This is a genomic window from Sphingomonas sp. AP28 (assembly GCF_056680455.1).
Window position 1 is genome coordinate 1,274,375 of the sequence record NZ_CM155283.1, and the last position, 23,404, is coordinate 1,297,778.

Annotated in this window: 20 protein-coding genes and 1 riboswitch; of the genes, 7 read left to right on the forward strand and 13 right to left on the reverse strand. The window is 66.1% G+C overall.

Annotated features, from left to right (window positions below; translation table 11 throughout):
* Positions 1 to 264 precede the first annotated feature (264 nt).
* The 3 genes from AC1MH0_RS05795 to AC1MH0_RS05805 form a co-directional block, all read right to left on the reverse strand.
* Positions 265 to 1,197, reverse strand: coding sequence for a 4-(cytidine 5'-diphospho)-2-C-methyl-D-erythritol kinase (locus AC1MH0_RS05795; protein WP_480965087.1), 933 nt, complete (start codon positions 1,195 to 1,197; stop codon positions 265 to 267).
* 343 nt (positions 1,198 to 1,540) lie between these two features.
* Positions 1,541 to 2,926 carry a tetratricopeptide repeat protein gene (locus tag AC1MH0_RS05800; protein WP_480965088.1) on the reverse strand — a complete coding sequence of 462 codons (1,386 nt, stop codon included), beginning with the start codon at positions 2,924 to 2,926 and terminating at the stop codon, positions 1,541 to 1,543.
* Positions 2,927 to 2,954: 28 nt separating this feature from the next.
* Positions 2,955 to 4,610 (reverse strand): electron transfer flavoprotein-ubiquinone oxidoreductase, encoded by a 1,656-nt coding sequence (locus AC1MH0_RS05805; protein ID WP_480965089.1) that lies wholly within the window; start codon positions 4,608 to 4,610, stop codon positions 2,955 to 2,957.
* Positions 4,611 to 4,749: 139 nt separating this feature from the next.
* Here AC1MH0_RS05805 and AC1MH0_RS05810 point away from each other — a divergent pair, with 139 nt between their 5' ends.
* From AC1MH0_RS05810 to AC1MH0_RS05825, 4 genes are all read left to right on the forward strand, one after another.
* Entirely contained in the window at positions 4,750 to 5,532 is a 783-nt protein-coding gene (locus AC1MH0_RS05810; RefSeq protein ID WP_480965090.1) for a uracil-DNA glycosylase, read from the forward strand.
* Positions 5,529 to 7,400 carry a lytic transglycosylase domain-containing protein gene (locus AC1MH0_RS05815; RefSeq protein ID WP_480965091.1) on the forward strand — a complete coding sequence of 624 codons (1,872 nt, stop codon included), beginning with the start codon at positions 5,529 to 5,531 and terminating at the stop codon, positions 7,398 to 7,400. The genes AC1MH0_RS05810 and AC1MH0_RS05815 overlap by 4 nt, the downstream gene beginning before the upstream one ends.
* Before the next feature lie 5 nt (positions 7,401 to 7,405).
* Positions 7,406 to 7,933, forward strand: a complete 528-nt coding sequence (gene moaB, locus AC1MH0_RS05820; protein ID WP_056057366.1) for a molybdenum cofactor biosynthesis protein B — start codon at positions 7,406 to 7,408, stop codon at positions 7,931 to 7,933.
* Positions 7,934 to 8,256: 323 nt separating this feature from the next.
* The gene (locus AC1MH0_RS05825) at positions 8,257 to 8,505 is read left to right on the forward strand and encodes a hypothetical protein (protein WP_480965092.1); all 249 of its coding nucleotides are present in this window, start codon (positions 8,257 to 8,259) and stop codon (positions 8,503 to 8,505) included.
* A gap of 75 nt (positions 8,506 to 8,580) precedes the next feature.
* Here AC1MH0_RS05825 and AC1MH0_RS05830 read toward each other — a convergent pair whose 3' ends face one another.
* Positions 8,581 to 8,760, reverse strand: a complete 180-nt coding sequence (locus AC1MH0_RS05830; protein ID WP_480965093.1) for a hypothetical protein — start codon at positions 8,758 to 8,760, stop codon at positions 8,581 to 8,583.
* Between the two features lie 171 nt (positions 8,761 to 8,931).
* Between AC1MH0_RS05830 and AC1MH0_RS05835 the strand changes: the two genes are divergently transcribed.
* Positions 8,932 to 9,621, forward strand: a complete 690-nt coding sequence (locus tag AC1MH0_RS05835; protein ID WP_480965094.1) for an outer membrane protein — start codon at positions 8,932 to 8,934, stop codon at positions 9,619 to 9,621.
* A gap of 42 nt (positions 9,622 to 9,663) precedes the next feature.
* A complete protein-coding gene (locus AC1MH0_RS05840) occupies positions 9,664 to 10,734 on the forward strand; it encodes a PA0069 family radical SAM protein (RefSeq protein WP_480965095.1) in 1,071 nt (356 codons plus the stop codon).
* Positions 10,735 to 10,998: 264 nt separating this feature from the next.
* Here the strand turns inward: AC1MH0_RS05840 and AC1MH0_RS05845 are convergent, their stop codons facing one another.
* Both AC1MH0_RS05845 and AC1MH0_RS05850 read right to left on the reverse strand, forming a co-directional pair.
* Positions 10,999 to 11,361, reverse strand: coding sequence for a VOC family protein (locus AC1MH0_RS05845; protein ID WP_480965096.1), 363 nt, complete (start codon positions 11,359 to 11,361; stop codon positions 10,999 to 11,001).
* Positions 11,362 to 11,536: 175 nt separating this feature from the next.
* Positions 11,537 to 13,072: an aminoacyl--tRNA ligase-related protein gene (locus AC1MH0_RS05850; protein ID WP_480965097.1), complete on the reverse strand. Its 1,536-nt coding sequence runs from the start codon at positions 13,070 to 13,072 to the stop codon at positions 11,537 to 11,539.
* Positions 13,073 to 13,157: 85 nt separating this feature from the next.
* Here AC1MH0_RS05850 and AC1MH0_RS05855 point away from each other — a divergent pair, with 85 nt between their 5' ends.
* Positions 13,158 to 14,054, forward strand: coding sequence for a DMT family transporter (locus tag AC1MH0_RS05855; protein WP_480965098.1), 897 nt, complete (start codon positions 13,158 to 13,160; stop codon positions 14,052 to 14,054).
* A 156-nt stretch (positions 14,055 to 14,210) separates the two neighbouring features.
* Here the strand turns inward: AC1MH0_RS05855 and AC1MH0_RS05860 are convergent, their stop codons facing one another.
* The 7 genes from AC1MH0_RS05860 to glmU all read right to left on the reverse strand — a co-directional run bounded on the left by AC1MH0_RS05860 (position 14,211) and on the right by glmU (position 23,342).
* Positions 14,211 to 14,723, reverse strand: coding sequence for a CcdC protein domain-containing protein (locus AC1MH0_RS05860; protein ID WP_480965099.1), 513 nt, complete (start codon positions 14,721 to 14,723; stop codon positions 14,211 to 14,213).
* Between the two features lie 150 nt (positions 14,724 to 14,873).
* Positions 14,874 to 16,511 carry an aminomethyl-transferring glycine dehydrogenase subunit GcvPB gene (gcvPB, locus tag AC1MH0_RS05865; RefSeq protein ID WP_480965100.1) on the reverse strand — a complete coding sequence of 546 codons (1,638 nt, stop codon included), beginning with the start codon at positions 16,509 to 16,511 and terminating at the stop codon, positions 14,874 to 14,876.
* The gene (gene gcvPA, locus AC1MH0_RS05870) at positions 16,508 to 17,866 is read right to left on the reverse strand and encodes an aminomethyl-transferring glycine dehydrogenase subunit GcvPA (RefSeq protein ID WP_426281375.1); all 1,359 of its coding nucleotides are present in this window, start codon (positions 17,864 to 17,866) and stop codon (positions 16,508 to 16,510) included. The genes gcvPB and gcvPA overlap by 4 nt, the downstream gene beginning before the upstream one ends.
* A 131-nt stretch (positions 17,867 to 17,997) precedes the next feature.
* Complete coding sequence (gene gcvH, locus AC1MH0_RS05875; RefSeq protein WP_056057335.1) at positions 17,998 to 18,369, reverse strand: glycine cleavage system protein GcvH; 372 nt, start codon at positions 18,367 to 18,369, stop codon at positions 17,998 to 18,000.
* Between the two features lies 1 nt (position 18,370).
* On the reverse strand, positions 18,371 to 19,603 hold the full coding sequence (gene gcvT, locus AC1MH0_RS05880; protein ID WP_480965101.1) for a glycine cleavage system aminomethyltransferase GcvT: 1,233 nt from the start codon (positions 19,601 to 19,603) through the stop codon (positions 18,371 to 18,373).
* 154 nt (positions 19,604 to 19,757) lie between these two features.
* Positions 19,758 to 19,861: riboswitch (glycine riboswitch) on the reverse strand.
* Between the two features lie 252 nt (positions 19,862 to 20,113).
* Positions 20,114 to 21,937 (reverse strand): glutamine--fructose-6-phosphate transaminase (isomerizing), encoded by a 1,824-nt coding sequence (glmS, locus tag AC1MH0_RS05885; protein ID WP_480965102.1) that lies wholly within the window; start codon positions 21,935 to 21,937, stop codon positions 20,114 to 20,116.
* Between the two features lie 22 nt (positions 21,938 to 21,959).
* On the reverse strand, positions 21,960 to 23,342 hold the full coding sequence (gene glmU / locus AC1MH0_RS05890; RefSeq protein WP_480965103.1) for a bifunctional UDP-N-acetylglucosamine diphosphorylase/glucosamine-1-phosphate N-acetyltransferase GlmU: 1,383 nt from the start codon (positions 23,340 to 23,342) through the stop codon (positions 21,960 to 21,962).
* Positions 23,343 to 23,404 lie beyond the last annotated feature (62 nt).

Genomic DNA, 23,404 nt, shown 5'->3' on the forward strand with positions numbered 1-23,404 from the left:
GGGGAGGTGCTTTTGTTGTGGGATATAATGCCGAACACGTTCGGGATGACCGACGAGGGACGGGATCGGCGGTGTGGGCGTTTAGGTCGAGATCGGTTCGGGTTGTTTGGACGCGGGGTTTGGACAGCTAACGGATCCGATGTTTGAAGGGTGTCCGTGACGGCTGGTTTCGTTTGCTGCTCTGGATCCTGACTTTCGTCAGGATGACGGGCGGTGGCGGCGCGGTAGCGCCCAGTCTCAAAGGTGCCGCCGCCTATTGATCGATCACGCGAGGGTTGTTGCTAGGGTCCACCAGCCTTTGGCTTGGGCGGCGGTGGCGGCGGTGTCTCTGGCTTCGGGGGTTTCGAATAGCGCGAAGCAGGTGGCGCCGGAGCCGGACATTCTGGACAGGAGGACGCCGTGCGCCTTGTCGAGGAGGGTGCGGACTTCGGCGATTACGGGGGCGAGGGCCAGCGCGGGGGGCTCGAGGTCGTTTCGGCCGGCTTTTGCGCGGTCGAGGAGATTGCCTTCAGCGATCGGGCCTCGGTCGTGGCCGTCCCAGGTCTTGAAGACGGCGGCGGTGGAGACCGCGACGCCGGGGTTTACGAGCAGGAGGGGGGTGCCGGACAGGCCTTCGAGATTGGTGAGGGTGTCGCCTTTGCCGGTGCCTAGCGTGGGGCGGTTGGCGAGGCAGGCGGGGACGTCTGCGCCGAGCTTTGCGGCGATTTTGTGGAGGCGGGGGTCGGTTGGGGCTATGCCGTGGAGGCGGGCCAGCGCGCGGAGAGTGGCGGCGGCGTCGGCTGAGCCTCCGCCTATGCCTGAGGCGATGGGGAGGTGCTTTTCAAGGGTTATGGCGTGGTGGGCCTCGGGGGCGAACGCGGTGGTGAAGGCGTCTGCTGCGGCGGTTACTAGGTTGCCATGCCAGGGGGCATTGCCGGACAGGCGCGGTGCTTCGTCATTGCCTGTCCCCAATTGGGCCCCGGCCTTCGCCGGGGGGGTGTTGAGGGTCGGGGTGGTGTTTTGGACGGGGAGAAGTGCTGCGGCGAAGGGGCCGGTTATGGTGAGGCTGTTGGTTTGGGCGGGTTCTACCGTGATCAGGTCGCCGTCGGTGGCGAAGGCGAAGAGCGTTTCGAGATCGTGGTAGCCGTCGGGGCGACGGCGGCGGACATGGAGGACCAGGTTGATCTTGGCGGGGGCGGGGTCGGTGATGGCGGGCATTTGGGTCTCGGAAGTTGGCGGCGAAGGGTTCCAGCGCGGTTTAGCGTAATACGCGTGATGTCTGCGGGTTTAAGCGCGTCATCCGGACGAAAGTCAGGATCCAGAGCCAAGGACGGCACCAATCGTTACCCTGGATCCTGACTTTCGTCAGGATGACGGCGGACCTGAGGTGCCGTGCACCTCACCAGTCGCGGGCGTTGTCACGATCACTTCCGCGGCTCGTTCGGCGCTCAAAATTTGGTGATGATCTCGCAAAACGGCCCCCCACCGGCAACTCGCCTTGCCCTCACCCTTCCCACACCTCCGGTGCGGGCCCCTTCCCTCTCCCGATGGGAGAGAGAGTCTAGCGGCGGGCTTTCGGGGGGAGGCCGTTGGCGATCTTGGCGGTTATGCGTGCCGTGTCTGCGGATTCGGCGGTCAGCAAGGCGGCGCGCCAGGCGTAGCGCGCTTCGTAGTTTCGGCCGACGCTCCAATAGGCGTCGCCGAGGTGGTCGGCGATTTCGGCGTTGGTGGGTTCGGCCTGCGCGGCGGTTTCGAGCAGGGGGAGCGCTTGGGCGGTGTTGCCGGAGAGGTGATAGGCCCAGCCCAGCGAGTCGGTGATCGAGGCGTTGGTCGGGTCGATCCGGCTGGCCCGTTCTAACAGCTTGATCGAGGCGGGAATGTCGTCGCCGTGCTCGACTTGCGCAAAGCCGAGATAATTGAGCGCGAGCGGTTGCGCGGGGCCGCGGGCGACGGCTTTTTCGAGCGCATCGCGCGCTTCGGGCCAGCGGCCGGCCTGGTCGAGCGCGCCGCCATATTGCAGCCAGTTGCCCCAGCTGCCGCCCTTCGCGCCGTCGGCGGCGATGATGCGCTGGTACCAGGTCGCGGCTTCGGCGGGGTTGCCGGTGGTCAGCAATAGGTCGGCGTAGCGTTGCCAGTCGGCGGGCTCAGACCCCTTCTGGTCGACGCGGTTCTTAGCGGCGGCGAGTGCTTCGCCGTTGCGGTCGGCGGTGGCGAGGATGTCGATGCGCTCGGCGGCGGCTGCCGGTGCGGAGGGGCTCTTGGCGTCGACGCCGTCGAGCACGACGAGCGCGCGGTCGACCAGCTTGTTGCGGGCCAGCGCATCGGCGAGGAGGACGCGCGCTGCGTCGTAACTCGGGTCGGCGCGCAGGGCTGCCTGGGTTAGCGCGATCGACAGCGGCGAGGGTTCGCCTGCGCTGAGATCGCTGGCTAGGCGGGCGAGCAGGCGCGAGACGCCGATCGACAGCGGTTGCTTGCGCGGTGCCGCGGCGATCAGCGCACGCGTTTCGGTGGCGAAGCGGTTGGCGACGGGATCCTTCGCGGCGGTCGCCAGCGACGGTTCGGGATCGCGGCCTTCCGCATGCGCTACCCAGGCGTAGAGCGAGGGTGCGAGGACTACGAGGGGGCCGCTCGACAAGGTGGTGATCGCTGCGCTCGCGGCCTTCGCATCGTTGCGGCGGGCGGCATCGGCGAGCGGGATCAGCGCGGCGTCGGCGGGGGCTACGCCGGCTTTGTTCAGCACCGCGACGGCGCGGGTGGCGAGCGGCATGTCGCCGGCCTCCAGCGCCTCGCGGTAGGCGCGGATCGCGACGACGGGATCGTCGGGCGATGCCGCCAGCACCTTGGCGTAGCTGGCCGCTGCGAGGTCCGTCTCGCCGGCGGCATCGGCAGCGCGGGCCTTCAGATAGGCGGACAAATCGGTTGTCGCCGCCGTGGCGGGGGCCGCCACGACGAGACCGAGTGCGAGAAACAGACGCTTACATGTTGGGATAATTGGGGCCTCCGCCGCCCTCTGGTACGACCCAGTTGATGTTCTGGGTGGGGTCCTTGATGTCGCAGGTCTTGCAGTGAACGCAGTTCTGCGCGTTGATGACGAACTTCGGATCGCCGGTGTCTTCGCCGACGACCTCGTAAACGCCGGCCGGGCAATAGCGTTGCGCGGGCTCGTCGTACATCGGCAGGTTGTAGGCGATCGGCACGCTCGCGTCCTTGAGCGTCAGGTGGACTGGCTGATCCTCCTCGTGGTTGGTGTTCGAGATGAACACCGACGACAGGCGATCGAACGTCAGGACGCCATCGGGCTTGGGATAGACCGGCTTCTTGACCTGATCCTTGCGCCACAGGCTTTCATTGTCGGGGTGATGGCCCATCGTGAAGGGCATCTTGATCCCGAAATGCTCGAGCCACATCGTCACGCCGGCGAGCCCCGACCCGACCAGATCGCCGAACTTCTTGACCAGCGGCACGACGTTGCGGACGACCGAGAGCTCCTTCTTGAGCCACGATGCGTCGAAGGCCTCGGGATAGGCGGCCAGTTCGTCATGGCTGCGCTGCGATACGATCGCCTCCGCAGCGGCGTCCGCGGCCATCATGCCCGATTTCATGGCGCCATGCGTGCCCTTGAGCCGCGGCACGTTGAGGAAGCCCGCCGAGCAGCCGATCAGCGCGCCGCCCGGGAAGACGAGCTTGGGAATCGACTGCAAGCCGCCGTCGTTGATCGCGCGCGCGCCGTAAGATACGCGCTTGCCGCCCTTGAGGATCGCGGCGATCTCGGGGTGCGTCTTCCACTTCTGCATTTCCTGGAAGGGCGATGCATAGGGATTGGAATAGTTGAGCCAAGTCACGAAGCCGAGCGACACCTGTCCGTTCGCCTGATGATACAGCCAGCTGCCGCCGTTTGCATCGTCGCCGAGCGGCCAGCCCTGCGTATGGATGACGCGACCCGGGCTGTGGAGCGCGGGATCGATATCCCACAACTCCTTGATGCCCAGGCCGTAGACCTGCGGCTGGCTGTCCTTGGCGAGATCGAACTGGCGGATGACCTCCTTCGACAGATGGCCGCGCACACCCTCGGCAAAGAACGTGTATTTGGCATGGAGTTCGAGCCCCGGCGTATAGTCGGGCTTGTGCGTGCCGTCGCGGGCGACGCCCATGTCGCCGGTCGCGACGCCCTTCACCGAACCATCGTCGTTGAACAGGATTTCCGCGGCTGCAAACCCCGGGAAGATCTCGACGCCGAGTTCCTCCGCCTTGCCCGCGAGCCAGCGGCAGAGGTTGCCGAGGCTGCCGGTGTAGGTGCCCTTGTTGTGCATGAACGGCGGGGTCAGGAATTCGGGAAGCTCGCGCTTGCCCTTTTCGGTCAGGATCCAGTGATGATTCTCGGTCACCGGCACCTCGGCGAGCGGGCAGCCGTCCTCGCGCCAGTTCGGCAGCAGTTCGTCGAGAGACTTGGGATCGATGACCGCGCCCGACAGGATGTGCGCGCCGACTTCGGAGCCCTTTTCGAGCACGCAGACGCTGATCTCGGCGTCCTTCTCGGCCGCCAATTGTTTCAGGCGGATCGCTGCCGAGAGACCGGCCGGGCCAGCGCCGACGATCACCACGTCGTACGGCATCGATTCACGTGTCGTCATCATCGTCTCCCGGGGGATGTCCCCTCTTGCCTCAGCTTCATGCCCCACCCTTCGTTCGGGCTCGGGCCGGCACCATCTTGTCCAATATGGCGATTGCGCGAGTTGACCGCCACGTCAACCGTGCAGCATAGGTTACCCCGTGGGGGCGGACCAAACCATCGACTGGCGAAATACAGCGGCGAGCGCGCTCGACTGGTGGCACGAGGCTGGCGTCGACACGCTGGTCGACGACGTCCCGCGCGACTGGTTTGCGGCGCCCGAACCGCTGATCCTACCAGCCGCAGCACCTGTTGCGCCGGTCGTCGCACCGTCCGCCATGCCGCTTTTGCTCGCCGATTTCCTGACTTGGCGGAGCAGCGCGGAGGTTCCCGAGGCGGACTGGAGCGGAGTTTCGCTGGCTGCCGTCGGTCCAGCTGACGCTACGGTCATGGTGCTTGTCGATTGTCCCGACCGGGACGACGGCGATGCGGGGGCGTTGCTAAGTGGCGCGTCGGGCCGGTTGCTCGACAAGATGCTCGCGGCGATCGGTCTGACGCGCGACGAGGTGCATCTCGCGGCGGTCTGCGCGAAGCGGCCGACGGCCGGAAGGATCCAGAGCGAGGTCGAGGCCCGGCTGTCGGAAATCGCCAAGCATCACATCGGGTTGGTTGCGCCGAAGCGGCTGCTGCTGCTGGGCAATGCGGCGAGCCGTGCGATCCTCGGGACGGAATTACAGGCGGCGCGCGGGCGTTTACACGGGTTTAACCATAAGACCGGAGAAACGGAGTCCGGTTCGGCGTCTGGCGAAGCTTCCGACGAGACCGGCGTGGTCGCGAGTTTTCATCCGCGGTTTCTGATCGAGAAGCCCGCGGCCAAGGCCGAGGCCTGGAAGGATTTGCAGATGCTGATGCGCGGACTGACGTCGCAAGAGGGTGTGAGATGATTCGGACTCTAGCTATCGTTCTGGGGCTCAGCGCCCTCCCCTTTCCAGCACTCGCGGCGACCATTGCCGGTGAGCCCGCTGGCGATGCGCGGCTTGGCACGACGCAGTTGATCGGCGCACCGACGATCGAGCAGATCCCCGACCAGCTCGATGCCAGCCAGCGCGAGGCGTACAGGACCGTGTTCGCGGCGATCCGCGACGGCAAGTGGACCGACGCGCAGATCGGGCTCGACACGATGAAGCCCGGCCCGCTGCACGCGATCGCGCGCGCCGAGATGTATACGGCGAAGGGCTCGCCCCGCGTCGAGATGGAGCCGCTGGTCGCGCTGCTCAACGAAGCGCCCGAACTGCCCGAAGCCGCGCAAATCTCGCGCCTTGCCACGACCCGCGGTGCGGTCGACCTGCCCCCCCTCCCCACGGCGCAGCGGCTTATCTGGCAGGACGGCGCGCCGCGTCGGGTCCGCACCAAGAGCCTGCAGGGCGACCTGATCGCGTCCGATCTCGCGCTCAAGATGCAGCCTTACGTCAAGGCGGACATGGGTCGTGAGGCGCAGTCGCTGCTGGAAAGCACGCCGGGGCTGACTCCGGAAGCGCTGACCGAGTGGCAGCAGAAGATCGCGTGGATTTACTTCCTTCAGGGCGACGATGTGAACGCGCGCGTGATGGCGGCGAAGGCACAGGATGGCGTCGGCGACTGGGCCGTCCAGGGCCGTTGGGTCGGCGCACTGTCGGCATGGCGGCAGAATGATTGCGCGAATGCCGAGACCGGGTTCGAGGGCGTCGCGGCGCGTGCCGGCGATGTCGATCTCCGCGCGGCGGCTTTGTACTGGGCGTCGCGCGCGGACATGGTATGCTCGCGCCCCGACAAAATCGAGGGTCGGCTGAAGGCTGCGGCGCAGTTCGGCGAAAGCTTCTACGGCCAACTCGCGCGCCAGCAGCTTGCGATGAAGGACAAGGGCACGTCCGTCGGCGGGCTCGTGGCCAGCGACTGGAAGGTCGTCGGCAAGCGTCCGAACGTCCGCGTCGCCGCCGCGCTGGTCGAGGTCGGCGAGACCGAGCTGGCCGATACCGTCATCCGCCAGCAGGCGAAGATCGGCGACCCGCGCGAGTTCGCCAACTTAGTCCGCGTGGCCGAAGCGCTGAGCCTGCCCGCGACGACCGTCTGGCTCGCACACAACTGCCCGCAGGGGGTCACGTCGACCGCCGAGGCGCGCTATCCGACGCCGAACTGGACACCCGACAGCGGCTGGCACATCGACAAGGCGCTGGTCTACGCGCACACGCTCGAGGAGTCGCGGTTCCGCAACACGATCAAGAGCCCGGCCGGTGCCTATGGCCTCATGCAGATCATGCCCGCCGCCGCGACCGACTTCGCGCGCGAGCGTGGCACCTCGATCGACGTGAAGGCGCTGACCAAGCCGAGCACCAACATGGATGTCGGCCAGCGTCATCTCGAGCGGCTGCGCGACATGGCGGGCGTCACCGGCGGGCTGCTGCCCAAGGTCATCGCGGCGTATAACGCGGGTCCACGCCCGGTCGGTGACTGGAACGCGATCGTCCACGATAACGGCGATCCGCTGATGTATATCGAGAGCATCCCGTATTGGGAGACGCGCGGCTACGTCACCACCGTGCTGCGCAACTACTGGATGTACGAGGCACAGGGCGGCAAGAAGGCGTCGACCAGCCGCAACGCGCTCGCGCAGGGCATGTGGCCGCGCTTCCCCGGCCTGCCTGGTGCAACCGCGGTGCGGATGGCAGCCAAGCCGTACACGCAATATCGTGCGAGCACGGCGCCCTTGAATGCCACCGTTGCGGTGAATGCCAGCGTCGGGCCACAGTCCACCACTGTCACGCGCGCGGACTGAATTTCATGCCGATTGATGAAAGCCGTACGTTCCTGCCGGTGCGGATCGCCGTATTGACGGTGTCGGATACCCGTGGCCTTGCCGAGGATCGGTCGGGTGACACTTTGGTCGCGCGGCTGACCGAGGCGGGGCATGTTCTTGCCGATCGCCGGATCGAGAAGGACGATGTCGAGACGATCGTCTCGCGCCTGCACGCCTGGATCGGCGATCCGGAGGTGGACTGCATCATCACCACCGGCGGCACCGGCGTCACCGGGCGCGACGTGACGCCTGAAGCTGTGGAACAGGTGGCGGAGAAGATGATCCCCGGGTTCGGCGAGCTCTTCCGCATGCTCAGCTACCAGACGATCGGCACCTCGACGGTCCAGTCGCGTGCGTGCGCCTGCGTGTCGCACGGCACGTATATCTTTGCGCTACCCGGCTCGACCGGCGCGGTGAAGGACGGCTGGGACGGCATCCTCCGCGATCAGCTCGACAGCCGCCACCGCCCCTGCAACTTCGTCGAGCTGATGCCGCGCCTGCTGGAGCGCTAACCGCCGGGATTCGCAGCACGCGATCCGCCTTTATTGCCCTGACCCTTTCCAGGACCCGGACGCGGCGCGCCCCGATTTACCGATCGGTATACGAAAGCGGCTCGGCCGAATCGACGCTTCACAAACAAGCTGCGATCCTCACCAGATTGTGGCGTTTTTTCCCGGCCGGTATGTCACGACGTCCTCACGGCAGTGCGAACAAAAATCACGCTGTTCCAGCGCGTTCGTCACGGCGTATCACTGTATTATAGAACTGGCACGCTCGGTGCATTGATCGAGATACCGCCCGACCGGGGCGCCACTCGACCATGAAGGACGCGACCATGACTTCGATCATCCTGAAGACCCTCGCCCTCGCCACAGCGCTTGTCGTCGGCGCGCCAGCGTTTGCGGCGCCATCGGATCCGCAGCAGAAGACGCTGCTCAAATATGACGCGAAGACACAGAAATACTGCCTGACCGACCCTGCCGTGACTGGTAGCCGTATCGGACGGACGACGTGCCACACCTCAGCCGAGTGGACCACACGTGGTCTCGACATGCCGAAGAAGACCTTGCTCGCCGACAAGTGACCCGCGCTACGCGGCCCGACGTACAAACGGGCCGCGTCGCAGCGCCGATTCGAGCCGGTACTTGCGCTGGCGGGGTCAGCCCTTGGCTGCGTGCATGAGCTCGATCAGCTGCCGGTTGATCGACGAGCCATGCAGATGAAGATGCACGGCATCATAGCCCTCGCGCCGCAATCGTTGACGCAAGTCATTGACCGAGCTGCATTCTCCCGATCGCGCCAGTTCGAAAGCGCGCTCTACCGTCGTCTGTTCCGTCATCGCTTCGCCCTAGTCGGATTGCGGCCGCGCTGCGAGCGATGATTCGCTTCCGGTCCCAGACGGATCCAAAATGAATGCATGTGTGTCGGATTAACCTTTCGGAAGGCGGGCATACGCAAAGTGTCCACCGGCGGATCGGCCAGGGGGCCGATCCACAGGGGATCGATTTACATGTACAAGTTCCTGCTTATCGCAGCGCTTGCCGCTGCACCCGCGGCACCGGCGTTCGCGCAATCCGGTCCAGGCTCGGACTTCGCCCGCGAAGGGTTCGACGATCGCACCCGAGAGGGCGTCAGCGGCTTCCGAATCGAGCCACGCATCGGATACGACCGGATCGTTACCGAGCTGAACGTCGAAACCGCCACCGACACCGCCGGCGTACGCGAAGGCAAGAGCGGTGTTACCTATGGCGGTGAGGCCGGGTATGACGTGGTGGTGAACGCCGGCACGATGCTGGGCGTTTATGGCGGCATCGAGGGATCGAGCGTCGAACAATGCCTCCCCAGCGACGGCACGCGGTCCTGCATCTCGGCGGGGCGCAACCTGACCGCCGGCGTACGTGCCGGATACCTGCTGAACCCAACGACGGTGTTGTATATCAAGGGCGGCTATTCGAACGGCCAGATCCGGATCGGCTATTCCGATCCGCAGTTTCCAGAGGACGATTTCCGCCTGTCCGACAACCTCAACGGCTTCCATGTCGGCGCCGGCGTACAGGCAGGGCTCGGCCGCAATTTCTACGGCAAGCTTGAATACGTCTATACCGACTATAACGGCTACGAAGTGTCGGACGGTTCGGACAAGGCGAGCCTTGATTTCAGCCGGCACCAGATCGTCGCGGGGCTTGGCGTCCACTTCTGATTTGTTCTTGCTATGTTCTATGACGGCGCCTAGTTTCATGCGATGAAACAGGCCCGTCCGGTTCGCGGAGCGACGCTCAACAGTGAGAGCCGGCGGTTCAACCTGCCGCAGACCGAGGCAGACGGCGACTGGCTCGACATGCGCGAGGGGATCGACGGAATCGCGCCGAAATTGCGGACGACGGTAACGGTCGAGACGCCGCGGACGATCATCAGCCGCAACGCCTCGCCCGACGTGCCGTTCGATCGCTCGATCAACCCGTATCGGGGGTGCGAGCACGGCTGCATCTATTGTTTCGCGCGGCCGAGCCATGCCTTCCACGACCTGTCGCCGGGGCTGGATTTCGAGAGCAAGCTGTTCGCAAAGCCGTCCGCGGCGACGTTGCTGCGCGCGGAACTGGGAAAGCCGGGTTATGTCGTGGCGCCGATGGCATTGGGGACGAACACCGATCCGTACCAGCCGATCGAGACCGATTGGCGGATCACACGTGGCATCATCGAAGTCCTGGCCGAGACCGATCATCCGCTGACGATCACGACCAAGTCGGACCGGGTGGTGCGGGATATCGACCTGTTGGCGCCGATGGCGGCGAAGGGGTTGGCGGCGGTGGCGATGTCGATCACGTCGCTCGATCCCAAGGTCGCGTCGACGGTCGAGCCGCGTGCGCCGCATCCTGAGCGACGGCTGGCGGCGGTGCGCAAGCTCGCCGATGCGGGCGTGCCGGTGTACGTGTCGATCGCGCCGGTGATCCCGGCGATCACCGATCACGAGATCGAGCAACTCATCGCACGGGCGGCGGAGGCTGGAGCGACACGAGCGTTCTTCATCCCGGTGCGATTGCCGCATGAGGTGGCACCGCTGTTCCGGGCTTGGCTGGACGAGCATTTCCCCGATCGCGCGGGGAAGGTGATGGCGACGATCGCGTCTTTGCGGGGCGGGCGCGACAATGATCCGAACTTCTTTACGCGGATGCAGGGGCAAGGACCTTGGGCAGACCTGTTGGGGACGCGGTTCCGGATTGCTTGCGCGAAGCATCAGTTGAACCGGGAGCGGGTGGCCTTGCGGAGTGATCTGTTCCGGGCACCGCGGGGGCCTCAGGGGGAGTTATTCTAGACGGGGACGAAGGTCGGGCTCGGCTAAAACCCTGGGGCAATCAACTGGTAGAGATGACTGGCCAACCTGTTCCCCCCTCGTTGGAAGGGAGGGGTTGGGTTGGTTCGGCTTCCGCACACCCGAACCGTGGTGGCTCAATCGGGCCAACCCACCCCCGGCCCCTCCCTTCCAGGGAGGGGGGAAGGTCGCCGCGTCGGCAAGGTCGAGACTAGCGCGCCCTCTCCCGAACTACCGCTGATCGTCAGACCAAGCTCGGGCGCATCCTCAAGCCTCTGGTTCGTCGGGTTGCCACAGTTCGATCGGATTACCTTCCGGATCATGGATCCGCGCGAAGCGGCCAAAACCAGGCATGTCCCATTCGGGATTGGTGATTACGACAATCTCCGCCGCACGAAGCGTCGCAATCAGGCCATCGATGTCGTCGACGCGCAGATTGAGCATCCACGGCCGATCCGTGGGGAAATAGTCTCCATCCACCGCGAATGGCGCAAAGACGCTGGGCCCGGCCTGCGTCTCCCACGACCCGTAGGGGCCCGACCCGACACCAAGATGCTCGACATACCAGGCACGTACAGCTTCCGGATCCCTTGCCCGGAAGAAGAAGCCGCCGATCCCCGTCACGCCCATGCCTGCCCCCTAAGGTCGCACCGCCCAAAGCCGCTACGACGATAGCTGAGGAAGCACCGCAACGCAGCCGACAGACCGGCCCGTTTCGGTTGTTCCGTGGCATCAGTATCAAAAGCGCTTCCGCCCCTGGCGCCAAATCCTGATCGAGCCCCAGACGTGACGCCGATCGGCGCGCCTAGTAGGCGCGGCCGATCAGCACACGTTCGACCGCGGGTTCGCCGGTGAAGATGCACGCGCCATCGTCGCACCCGGTCTGCCCCATCGGCGCGTTGCGGATGGTGAGCTTGAGCGCCTTCAACCGCTCGACGACCTTTTCGAGTGCCGCCCCCGTAGGCTTGGACCAGCGGACGTCGACCCAGCCGGGGTTCTTCACACCGTCGGCGAAATGCGCCTCGACTGCGGCGAAGTCGTTGGCGGGGACGATGTTGCCCTTTACGCGGTTCATCGACTCGACGTGGAGCGTCGCCTGCACTTCGGCCAGCATGCCCGAGACCTCGCCGACGAACGCGTCGCGCGGCGTGGCGACGCTGTCGAGCTTGCCGTCCTCGCGGTACAGGCGATCGCGGCGGATCACCGTGACGTTGCCGCCCGCCATGTCGCGGCCGCCGACCTCGATCACGATCGGCGCGCCCTTCTTGACCCAGCCCCAGCGCTTGGTCGCGGCCTTGGCGGGCTTGAGATCGAGCAACGCGCGGACCGGTTCGCCGAGCGCGGACTGCTTGGCGAGTTCGGCCTGGAGCGACTTGCAATACTCGACGATCGCCGCGTCCTCGGGGACGTCGCGCAGCATCGGCACGATCACGATTTGCCACGGTGCGATCATCGGCGGCACGCGCAGGCCGTCGTCGTCGCCGTGGACCATGATGACCGCGCCGATCATCCGCGTCGACACGCCCCAGCTGGTGGTGTTGCACAGCTCGAACTCACCGCCCGCGTTCTGGAAGCGGATGTTCTGCGCCGAGGCGAAGTTGGTGCCGAGGAAGTGCGAGGTGCCGGCTTGCAGCGCCTTGCCGTCCTGCATCATCGCCTCGATCGAATAGGTCGCGACGGCGCCGGGGAAGCGCTCGTTCTCGGGCTTTTCGCCGGCGATCACGTGGACGCCGAGGCATTCCTCCGCGAAATCGCGATAGACTTCGAGCATCTTGAGCGTCTCGTCGCGCGCTTCGTCAGCGGTGGCGTGGGCGGTGTGGCCTTCCTGCCAGAGGAACTCGCTGGTGCGCAGGAACATGCGCGTGCGCATTTCCCAGCGGACGACGTTGGCCCATTGGTTGATCAGCACGGGCAAGTCGCGCCACGACTGGACCCAGCGTGCGAACGCGGCGCCGATGACCATTTCGGAGGTCGGGCGGACGACCAGTGGCTCCTCGAGCTTGGCGTCGGGATCGGGGATCAGCCGGCCATAGCCGTCGGCCTTGAGACGGTGGTGCGTGACGACGGCCATTTCCTTGGCGAACCCATCGACGTGCTCGGCCTCCTTCTCGAAATACGAGAGCGGGATGAAGAGCGGGAAATAGCAGTTCTCGTGACCGGTCGCCTTGATCCGGTCGTCGAGCAGGCGCTGGATGCGCTCCCAGATGCCATAGCCCCACGGACGGATGACCATGCAGCCGCGGACGCCGGATTCCTCGGCGAGATCGGCCTCGGAGATGACGGCCTGGTACCAGGCGGAGAAATCCGCCTCGCGGGTGACGGGGAGTGCGCGCTTTATCATGGGGTGCGCTTATCGCGAACGCGGCGCTTCGTCACGTGTGAGTTGCGGGGTGGCGACGCGGCGGTGGTTTGCGTAGGGGTCGCGCATGCCCACCGACCGCATCCTTCCCGCCATCGGCATGCGGTTGCTGTCGGTCGTGATCTTCGCGCTGATGAATACCGCGATCAAGCTCGCCGAGCGGCACGGCGCGAGCGTGTCGGAAATCTTGTTCTTCCGGCAGTTCGGCGCGTGCTTGCTGGTGTCGGCGGTGATCGTCGCGGGGCCGGGCCTGCCTTCGGTCGCGACCAAGCGGTTGCCTGCGCATGTCGTGCGGGCGATCGTGGGGCTGTCGGCGATGGCGTTCACCTTTAACGGGATCGTTGCGTTGCCGCTCGCGGAGGCGACGACGATCGGGTTCACGGTGCCGGTGTTCGCGACGATCCTGGGGGCGCTGGTGTTGCGCGAGCCTACCGGGTGGCACCGCTGGGCAGCGGTCGCGACCGGGTTCGCGGGTGTGTTGATCGTCGCACAGCCCGGAAGCGGGGATCACTTCCCGTTATGGGGTGCGGGGTGTGCGCTGGCGGGGGCGTTCGGGACGGCGAGCGTGTCGATCCTGTTGCGCCAGATCGGCAAGACCGAGAGCGCGCTGACGACAGTGTTCTGGTTCTCGGCACTCTCGTTGATCCCGTTGTCGGTATTCTATGGGAGGGCGGCGCAGTCGCATGATCTGGTCGCGTGGATTTGCCTGGCGAGCGTCGGCATCTTCGGCGGGCTGGCGCAGATCGCAATGACGACGTCGTTGCGGCTCGGGCCGGTGTCGGTGGTGGTGCCGATGGATTATTCGAGTCTGTTGTGGGCGACGTTGCTGGGGTGGCTGGTGTTCGACACGCTGCCGGCGGAGGCCACCTGGGTCGGGGCGCCGGTCATCGTGGCGAGCGGGTTGTATATCGTGTGGCGCGAGCATGTCCGGCGGCGGGAGGAGACCGAGCAAGCGATCGCTTGATGGCGAGACCTGTAATCCTCCCCCGCTAGGGGGGAGGTGGCGCCGAAGGCGTCGGAGGGTGAGGACACGGAACGGAGGTTTCGCTTTCCTCCCCCTCCGTCTGGCAAGGGCCAGCCACCTCCCCCTGGCGGGGGAGGATCGTTACCGGGCGGCGGGTTAGCGGACGCGGGCCGTTTCGAGCATCCGCTTGGCGCGGAGGTACATTTCGATGCGTTGGGTGGTGAACAGGCCAAGCGCGAGCGCGACCAGCATGTCGGTGATGGCGAAGGCGTCTAGATGGAGGGCGTGGCCGTCGCCGATTACGGCGCGGGCGCCGGTGCGGACTGCGACGATCGCTACGATGAACAGGACCGCTGCCGGGGAGGACGTCGTGTTGAGTGCGTGGCTGTCGGGATCGATCGTGATCCGCATGAGCTTGCCGCGTTGCCAGCCTAGTGCTGCGCCCATGACGAGGGCTAGTGCGCAGAACAGCCAGGCGAGGCCGTGTGGCGGGTACATCACGAACATGTAGAGCGTGACGGCGGCGTAGAGCGTGGGGAAGATCCAGAGGCGTTCGAGCTTGAGCGGCTTTACGATACTCATGCGGCGCCAGCGGACCGCGAAGACGATGCCGATGACGACCGCGGTGATCGCGTAGCTTATCCAGCCTTGTACTTCGTGCGCCTGCATTGGATCCTGACCCCCACCCCTGTTGGGGCGGAGGCTAGATCGGTTGCGGTGTTCTGGGCAATCCGTTTTCCCGCGTATGCAGGAGTCCAGGGTTACGGCACGCAGCGTTCGTAACCCTGGACTCCTGCGTTCGCAGGAGAACCGCGAGGTTTACTCCGCAGCCTGCGCCAGCGGAGCGGGGTCCTTCCAGACCAGTACCGGTTTGCGTGCCGCGAGCGTCTCGTCGAGGCGCGCGCGGGGGGCGAAGTGAGGGGCGGTCTTGAGGCTGGGGTCGCCGGCTTTCGCGCGTTCGGCGACCGAGCGGAGCGCGGCGATGAACTGGTCGAGCGCCGCCTTGGATTCGGTCTCGGTCGGTTCGACCAGCATCGCGCCGTGAACGACGAGCGGGAAATACATCGTCATCGGGTGGAAGCCCTCGTCGATCAGGCCCTTGGCGATGTCGATCGTCGAGAAGCCGGCGGCGAGGCCGGAATCCGAGAACAGCGCCTCGTGCATGCACGGACCCGAGGGGCCGAACGGCGCGTCGAGCGTGTCGTCGAGGCTGCGCAGGATGTAGTTCGCGTTGAGCACCGCATCCTCGGAAACCTGGCGCAGGCCGTCCGCGCCGTGACTGAGGACGTAGGTCAGTGCGCGCGTGAACATGCCCATCTGGCCGTGGAACGCGACCATGCGGCCGAAGCTGCCGGCGTGATGCTCGTCGGCATTCTCTTCCTCGACCAGGACGAATTGGTCGCCCTGCCTCTCGACGAACGGCAGCGGTGCGTAGGGGGTCAGAGCCTCCGAGAACACGACCGGACCCGAACCCGGACCGCCGCCGCCGTGCGGGGTCGAGAAGGTCTTGTGCAGGTTGATGTGCATCGCGTCGATGCCGAGATCGCCCGGCCGGACGCGACCGACGATCGCGTTGAAGTTCGCGCCGTCGCAATAGACGAAGCCGCCCGCCGCATGCACCGCGTCGGAGATTTCGCGCATGTCGCGCTCGAACAGGCCGCAGGTGTTGGGGTTGGTGATCATCACGCCGGCGACGTCTGGGCCGAGCCGGGCCTTCAGCGCGGCTGTGTCGACGCGGCCTTCGGCGGTGGCGGGGATATCTTCGACGCTATAGCCGGCGAACGCGGCGGTGGCGGGGTTGGTGCCGTGTGCGCTCTCGGGGACGAGGATGATCTTCCGCGCACCTTCGCCCTTGGCTTCGAGGGCGGCGCGGATCGCTAGGATGCCGCAGAGTTCGCCGTGCGCACCCGCCTTGGGGCTCATCGCGACCGAGGTCATGCCGGTCAGCGTCACGAGCCAGTGCGCGAGCTGGTGGATGACTTCCAATGCGCCCTGGACGGTGTCGACCGGCTGGAGCGGGTGGACGTCGGAGAAACCGGGGAGCCGCGCCATCTTCTCGTTGAGGCGCGGGTTGTGCTTCATCGTGCAACTGCCGAGCGGGAAGAAGCCGAGGTCGATGCCGTAGTTCTGGCGGGAGAGGCGGGTGTAGTGGCGGACGGTTTCCGGCTCGGAGAGACCTGGGAGGCCGATGGGGTTGGTGCGGAGCAACCCGCCCAGCTTGTTTTCCTGCGAACGCAGGAATCCAGGGCCATGATCGGAGTCCTTGGTACCCTGGGCTCCTGCGTTCGCAGGAGAACCGAAGGTGTCGAAATCTACGCCTGTCGTCTCGCCGTCGCCGATCTCGAAGATCAGGGCTTCTTCCAGCATCAGCGCCTTGTTGCCGGTTACCGATGCTGGGACGTTACTCGTGTTCGCCTCGGGCGAGGTCGGGCGCCAGCCGCTCTGGTTGATGGTCATGCCAGTATCTCCTGGAGTGCGGACGCAAGCGTTTCGACGTCCTCCGCGGTGGTCGTTTCCGTCACGGCGACGACGAGGCCGTTGGCGAGTGCGTCCTGGCCGGGGTAGAGGCGCCCGAGCGACACGCCTGCGAGGATGCCGCGATCGGCGAGCGTGCGGACGACGGGGCGGGCTTCGACGGGCAACTTCAGCGTGAACTCGTTGAAGAAGCTGTCGTTGACGAGTTCCACGCCGGGGATCTGCGACAGGCGTTCCGCCGCCGAGACCGCGCCCGCGTGGTTCACCTCGGCCAATTGGCGCAGACCGGCTTCACCGAGCAGCGTCATGTGGATCGAGAAGGCCAGCGCGCAGAGCCCTGAGTTGGTGCAGATGTTCGACGTCGCCTTTTCGCGGCGGATATGCTGCTCGCGGGTCGACAGCGTCAGGACGAAACCGCGGCGGCCGTCCGCATCGACGGTCTCGCCGCAGAGGCGACCGGGCATCTGGCGGACATATTTGTCCTTGCACCCGAACAGGCCGACATAAGGTCCGCCGAACTGGAGGCCGACGCCGAGCGACTGGCCTTCGCCGACGACGATGTCCGCGTCCATCTCGCCGGGCGAGGTGATTGCGCCGAGCGCGACCGGCTCGGTGACGACCGCGATCAGCAGCGCCTTCTTCGCGTGGCATGCGTCTGCGAGAGGGCGCAGGTCGGCGATGCGGCCGAGGATGTCGGGATACTGGACGACGACGCACGACGTGTCGTCGTCGATCTTCGCGATCAGCTGGTCGAGGTCCATGTCGGCGACCAGTTCGGGCGCGGTCGTGTCGAGCACGTCGCCGGTGAACTTGGCCATCGTGTTCGCGACCGAGACATAATGCGGGTGGAGGCCCGATGACAGGATCGCACGCCCACGCTTGGTGATGCGACGCGCCATCACGATCGCTTCCCAGCACGCGGTCGAGCCGTCGTACATCGAGGCGTTGGCGACGTCGGTGCCGAGCAGCCGCGCGACCTGCGTCTGGAACTCGAACAGCATCTGCAACGTGCCCTGCGCGATTTCGGGCTGGTACGGCGTGTAGGCGGTGAGGAACTCGCCGCGCTGGATCAGGTGGTCGACGCTGGCTGGAACGTGATGCTTGTACGCGCCGCAGCCGAGGAAGAACGGTGCTTCGCCGGCGGTGAGGTTCTTCTTGGCGAGCGCCGACATGTGGCGTTCGACCGCCATTTCGGAGGCGTGCATCGGCAGGTCGCGGACCGGGCCGTCGAGGCGCGCGGCTTCGGGAACGTCGACGAAGAGGTCGTCGATGGTCGAGGCGCCGATGACGGCGAGCATTTCCGCACGGTCGGGCTGAGTCAGGGGAAGGTAGCGCATCGGCATCAACTCCCCCCTCCCGCATGCGGGAGGGGTCGGGGGTGGGCGCCCGGCCTATTGCGGGCGGAACGCTGGAGGTGAGCGCGCGCCCACCCCCTGCCCCCTCCCGCTAGCGGGAGGGGGTTCTAGAATTACAGCCCTTCGACGAACGTCGCGTAGGCGGCTTCGTCCATCAGGCTGTCGAGTTCGCTCGGGTCGCTGAGCGTCAGCTTGAAGAACCAGCCCGCCGCTTCGGCATCCGAGTTCACCAGGCTGGAATCGTCGGTCAAAGCCGCGTTGCCCTCGGTGACGGTGCCCGAGACCGGCGAATACACGTCGGACGCGGCCTTGACCGACTCGACGACTGCGGCTTCGTCGCCCTTCGACAAGGTCTTGCCGGCTTCCGGGACATCGACGAACACGACATCGCCGAGCTGGCTCTGCGCGTATTCCGAGATGCCGACGGTGCCGACGTCACCATCGACGTCGACCCATTCATGATCCTGCGTGAAGTAACGGCTCATATCACTTGGCTCCTGCGCGGACGTAGCGGTGGGGAATGAAGGGCATCGCGGTGACGGTGGCGGTGTGGACCTTGCCGCGTTGCGCGATCTCGATGCGGGTGCCGGGGGCGGCGAGCGCGAGCGGCACATACGCCATCGCGATCGGCTTCCCGAGGGTGGGTGCGAAACCACCGCTGGTGAGGCGGCCGATCGTCGCGCCGGTATCGTCGATCACTTCGGCACCTTCGCGCGCGGGCTGGCGGCCCTCGACGATCAGGCCGACGCGCTTGGTGGCGGGGCCGTGTTCGCGCTGGGTAAGGATACGCTCGGCACCGGGGAAGTCGGCGGCTTCGCGGCGGCGCTTCGACAGCGCGAAACCGAGGTCGGCCATGACCGGCGTGATCTCGGGATCGAGGTCGTGGCCGTAGAGCGGGAGGCCGGCTTCAAGACGCAGCGAATCGCGTGCGCCGAGGCCGATCGGCTTGATCTCGGGGAGCGCGAGCAGCGCATCGGCGAACGCGACGGCGTGTTCGGCGGGGAGCGAGATCTCGACGCCGTCCTCGCCGGTGTAGCCCGAGCGGCTGATCCAGAGTGGGACGTCGTTCCAGTGGAACGCGCCGGCGGTCATGAACACGAGACCGTCGATACCGGGGACGATCCGCGCGACTGCTTCGACCGCCTTGGGGCCCTGCACCGCGAGCAATGCCTGGTCTTCGAGGATGTTGATCGTGACGTCGTCGGGCAGATGCTCGATCAGGTAGCTGATGTCGTCATACTTGGTCGCGCCGTTGACGACGACGTAGAAGCTGCCGCTTGCGGTCGGCGACGGGTGGAGCGGGTCGTAGGCTTCGGGCTCGACGTCCTGCGCGGAGAACGGCGACGGCTGATCGTCGGGGAGGCGCGTGGCCATCAGGTCGTCGAGGATGCCGCCGTCCTGTGCGAGCAGCAGCGAGTAGCGCATCTTGCCTTCGCCCAAGCCTGCGATATCGCCCGGCAGGACGGTTTCGAGCGCGTGCGCGACGCCCTCGCCGGAGAAGACGAGCTGGCCCATGTGGCTGACGTCGAACAGCCCGGCCGAGTCGCGCGTCCAGGCGTGCTCGGCCATGATGCCTTCATACTGGATCGGCATCTCGTAGCCGGCGAATTCGACCATCCGTGCGCCGTGCGCCCGGTGCCATGCGTCGAGCGGCAAGGGCAGGATCTCGGGCTCGACGTAGTCGTCGGCCTGATCGATGATGCTGGCGTAATCGCTCATGGTCGTCTCCGTCGAAGGGGCGCGCGGCACCAATGGGTGCAACGATCCGAACCCCCTCTGTCACGGGACCTGAGAGCTTTCGCGCGGGATATGTCCAGCGCTTACCCCTTCGGTGGCCCTCGACTTACGTCAGGACGCTTTCCAGAGTGTCGATTGCTCCTGCGCGGTCTCTGGTGCCTGAGAGATTCCGGGGTGGTTGCTCCTTCGGCGGTTCCATCAGCCCTGAAAGGACCGGAAACGCTCTCCCGCGCGGTGCCATGCCGGTTGCCCGACATCGACGCCGCGAGTTGTGACGCGGCGCACAATCTTAGTCAATCGAGGGATGAGGGTCGCGGGAAGAAATCCGTGGATAGCCCGCGACTGGCACCACCCCGGCAAAGGCCGGGGTCCAGTTGGAAAGGTAGTCGTAACAGCGGACTATCCGTCGTTACTACCGTCACCCAACTGGGCCCCGGCCTTCGCCGGGGTGGTGTCTGTGGTTGGGTGTACCAGCTCCAACCACGCCGCGGATTATTCGACCGTAACGCTCTTCGCCAGATTGCGCGGCTGATCGACGTCCGTGCCCTTGAGCACCGCGACGTGGTACGCGAGCAACTGCACCGGTACCGCGTACACCAAAGGCGCGATCAGCGGGTGGACCTTGGGCATGGTGATCGTCGCCATGCAGCCTTCGCCGGCAGCCTGGATGCCGTCGTAATCCGAGATCAGCACGACCTTGCCGCCGCGCGCCATGACTTCCTGCATGTTGCTGACGGTCTTGTCGAACAGCGGGCCCGAGGGCGCGATGACGATGACCGGGACATGCTCGTCGATCAGCGCGATCGGGCCGTGCTTCATCTCGCCGGCGGCATAGCCCTCGGCATGGATGTAACTGATTTCCTTCAGCTTCAGCGCGCCCTCAAGTGCCAGCGGGTAATCGGTCCCGCGGCCGAGATACAGCACGTCGCGCGCGCCGGCGATGTTGTGCGCCATCGCCTCGATCGCCTCGTCATACGCGAGCGCGCCGTTGAGCGCGGCGGGCGCCTCGGCGAGGTGGCGGACGATCTCGCGCTCCTGGTCTCTCGTCAGCAACCCCTTCGCGCGCGCCAGGTTCGCGGCGAGTGCGGCCAGCACGGCGAGCTGGCAGGTGAACGCCTTGGTCGAGGCCACGCCGATCTCGGGGCCGGCATGCGTCGGCAGCAACAGATCCGCCTCGCGCGCCATCGAGCTGGTCGGCACGTTGACGACGACCGCGATCTTCTGGCCCTCGGCTTTGGCGTGGCGCAACGCCGCGAGCGTGTCCGCGGTCTCTCCCGACTGCGAGATGAAGAGCGCGAGGCCGCCGTCTTCCATCACCGGCGCGCGGTAGCGGAACTCGGAGGCGACATCGAGATCGACGGGCACGCGCGCGAACTGCTCGAACCAGTATTTGGCGACCATGCCGGCATAGAAGCTCGTGCCGCATGCGACGATCGTGACGCGCTTGATCGTGGACAGATCGAACTCGGGGATCGGCAGCGAGACCTCGCCTTCCATCCGCTTGAGGTACGAGCGGAGCGTCTGCGCGACGACGATCGGCTGCTCGTAGATTTCCTTCAGCATGTAATGCTTGTGGTTCCCCTTCGAGATCACCTCGCCGGTAATCCCGGACAGCGTGATCGCGCGCTCGACGGGATTGTTCTCGCGGTCGTAGACCTGCGCGCCGTCGCGGGTGAGCACGACCCAATCGCCCTCGTCGAGATACGCGATCCGCTGCGTCAACGGCGCGAGCGCGAGCGCGTCCGAGCCGAGGTACATCTCGCCGTCACCGTGGCCAACGACCAGGGGCGAGCCGAGGCGCGCGCCGATCAGCAGGTCGGGATGCTGGCGAAACAGGATCGCGAGCGCGAACGCACCGTGAAGGCGCGGCAGGATTTCGCGGACCGCCGACACGGGGTCCATCCCCGCCTCGACCTTCTCGCTGATCAGGTGCGCGACGACTTCGGTATCGGTTTCGCTGGTGAACGTCCGGCCGCGCGCGATCAGTTCGTCGCGCAGCGGCTTGAAGTTCTCGATGATGCCGTTGTGGACCACCGCGACCTCGCCGGTCGCGTGCGGATGCGCGTTGTTGGTGGTCGGGCCGCCATGCGTCGCCCAGCGGGTGTGCGCGATCCCGGTCTTGCCGGGCAGCGGATGCGAGGCGAGTTCGTTCGCTAGATTGACCAACTTGCCCGACGCTCGCCGGCGCTCGATCGCGCCGTCATTGTCGGTGGCGATCCCGGCTGAGTCATAGCCGCGATATTCGAGCCGCTTGAGGCCGTCCAGCAAACGGCCGGCAACATCTTCGCCGCTCAAAATTCCAACGATGCCGCACATTTACATCTTACTCCGTGGAAACTTACTTGGCCGCCTTACGCGCCAACATCTGTTCGCGAAAGCGTTTGGCCCAGCCGAGCTTAACGACCTGCGGCGGGCGGACCAGCGCAAGAGCATCGGCCTCGACGTCCTCCGTCAGAACCGATCCCGCTGCGACGATCGCACCTGCGCCGATGGTGACGGGTGCGACCAGCGCCGAGTTCGAGCCGATGAATGCGCCCGCGCCGATCACGGTGCGGTATTTTAAATAGCCGTCATAGTTGCAGGTGATCGTGCCCGCGCCGATGTTCGCGCCCGCCCCGATGTCCGCGTCGCCGATATAGGTGAGGTGGCTGACCTTGGCACCTTGGCCGATGACCGCCTTCTTCACCTCGACGAAGTTGCCGACCTTGGCGTCCGCGTGCAGATCCGCGCCGGGGCGGAGCCGGGCGAACGGGCCAACGTTCGCGCCCTTGCCGACCGAGGCGCCCTCGATATGGCTGAACGCGTGGATCGTCGCGCCGTCAGCGATGCGCGCGCCGGGGCCGAATACGACGTTGGGTTCAATCACGACATCGCGGCCGAGCTGCGTGTCGTGCGAGAACCAGACGGTATCGGGGGCGATCAATGTCGCGCCGTCCGCCATCGCCTGCGCGCGCCGCGTCGCCTGCCAGGCACGTTCGACGCCGGCGAGTTCGCCGCGGCTGTTGACGCCGGCCACCTCGTCCGCGCCGGTTTCGATGACGGCGGACGAACGACCAGCGGCGGCGGCAAGCTCGACGATATCGGTGAGGTAATATTCGCCCGCCGCGTTGTCGTTGCCGAGCCGGTCGAGCAGCGCGAACAGGTCGGTCGAGAGTGCGGCCATCAGCCCGGAATTACACAGCGTCACCGCGCGTTCCGCCTCCGACGCGTCCTTATACTCGACGATCCGGTCCATCCGGCCCGCGGCGTCGGCGATGACGCGACCATAGGCGCCGGCATTTCCGGGGCGAAAGCCGAGCACGACGACGGCGGGCGTATCGTCGCCGTGCAACCGGTCGATCATCCGCTGCATCGTCGCTGCGGTGACGAGCGGAACGTCGCCGTAGAGGATCAGGACGTCGCCCTCGAACCCGGCCAGCGCCTCGCGTGCTTGCGCAACCGCGTGGCCGGTGCCGAGTTGCTCCGCCTGGAGCGTAGTAGCGATCCCAAGCGGCGCCACCGCCGCCTCGACCTGCTCACGCCCTGCCCCCGTCACGACGACGGTCTTCGCCGGCTGCAACGCCGCCGCGCTTGCGACGAGATGCAACAGCATGGGTCGGCCGGCGATCGGGTGAAGCACCTTGTGAAGATCGGATGTCATCCGCGTACCCTTGCCGGCGGCGAGGATCACGACAGCGATGGGGTGAACTGGAATCGGTTGGTCGATGGAATGCGTCGTCATGGAAGGATCGCTGCCACGAAAGCCTTGCCAATTCCATAGTCTCGCTGGCAGGCCCGCACCCA

Excerpts from the sequence above, each read along its gene's own strand:
- AC1MH0_RS05855 (WP_480965098.1), top strand. The coding sequence starts at position 13,158 with ATGCCCACCGACCGCATCCTTCCCGCCATCGGCATGCGGTTGCTGTCG.
- AC1MH0_RS05850 (WP_480965097.1), bottom strand. The coding sequence starts at position 13,072 with ATGATAAAGCGCGCACTCCCCGTCACCCGCGAGGCGGATTTCTCCGCC.
- AC1MH0_RS05795 (WP_480965087.1), bottom strand. The coding sequence starts at position 1,197 with ATGCCCGCCATCACCGACCCCGCCCCCGCCAAGATCAACCTGGTCCTC.
- moaB (WP_056057366.1), top strand. The coding sequence starts at position 7,406 with ATGCCGATTGATGAAAGCCGTACGTTCCTGCCGGTGCGGATCGCCGTA.
- glmU (WP_480965103.1), bottom strand. The coding sequence starts at position 23,342 with ATGACGACGCATTCCATCGACCAACCGATTCCAGTTCACCCCATCGCT.
- glmS (WP_480965102.1), bottom strand. The coding sequence starts at position 21,937 with ATGTGCGGCATCGTTGGAATTTTGAGCGGCGAAGATGTTGCCGGCCGT.
- AC1MH0_RS05845 (WP_480965096.1), bottom strand. The coding sequence starts at position 11,361 with ATGGGCGTGACGGGGATCGGCGGCTTCTTCTTCCGGGCAAGGGATCCG.
- AC1MH0_RS05835 (WP_480965094.1), top strand. The coding sequence starts at position 8,932 with ATGTACAAGTTCCTGCTTATCGCAGCGCTTGCCGCTGCACCCGCGGCA.
- AC1MH0_RS05825 (WP_480965092.1), top strand. The coding sequence starts at position 8,257 with ATGACTTCGATCATCCTGAAGACCCTCGCCCTCGCCACAGCGCTTGTC.
- AC1MH0_RS05805 (WP_480965089.1), bottom strand. The coding sequence starts at position 4,610 with ATGACGACACGTGAATCGATGCCGTACGACGTGGTGATCGTCGGCGCT.
- AC1MH0_RS05860 (WP_480965099.1), bottom strand. The coding sequence starts at position 14,723 with ATGCAGGCGCACGAAGTACAAGGCTGGATAAGCTACGCGATCACCGCG.
- gcvT (WP_480965101.1), bottom strand. The coding sequence starts at position 19,603 with ATGAGCGATTACGCCAGCATCATCGATCAGGCCGACGACTACGTCGAG.
- gcvH (WP_056057335.1), bottom strand. The coding sequence starts at position 18,369 with ATGAGCCGTTACTTCACGCAGGATCATGAATGGGTCGACGTCGATGGT.
- AC1MH0_RS05830 (WP_480965093.1), bottom strand. The coding sequence starts at position 8,760 with ATGACGGAACAGACGACGGTAGAGCGCGCTTTCGAACTGGCGCGATCG.
- AC1MH0_RS05815 (WP_480965091.1), top strand. The coding sequence starts at position 5,529 with ATGATTCGGACTCTAGCTATCGTTCTGGGGCTCAGCGCCCTCCCCTTT.
- gcvPA (WP_426281375.1), bottom strand. The coding sequence starts at position 17,866 with ATGCGCTACCTTCCCCTGACTCAGCCCGACCGTGCGGAAATGCTCGCC.
- AC1MH0_RS05840 (WP_480965095.1), top strand. The coding sequence starts at position 9,664 with ATGAAACAGGCCCGTCCGGTTCGCGGAGCGACGCTCAACAGTGAGAGC.
- gcvPB (WP_480965100.1), bottom strand. The coding sequence starts at position 16,511 with ATGACCATCAACCAGAGCGGCTGGCGCCCGACCTCGCCCGAGGCGAAC.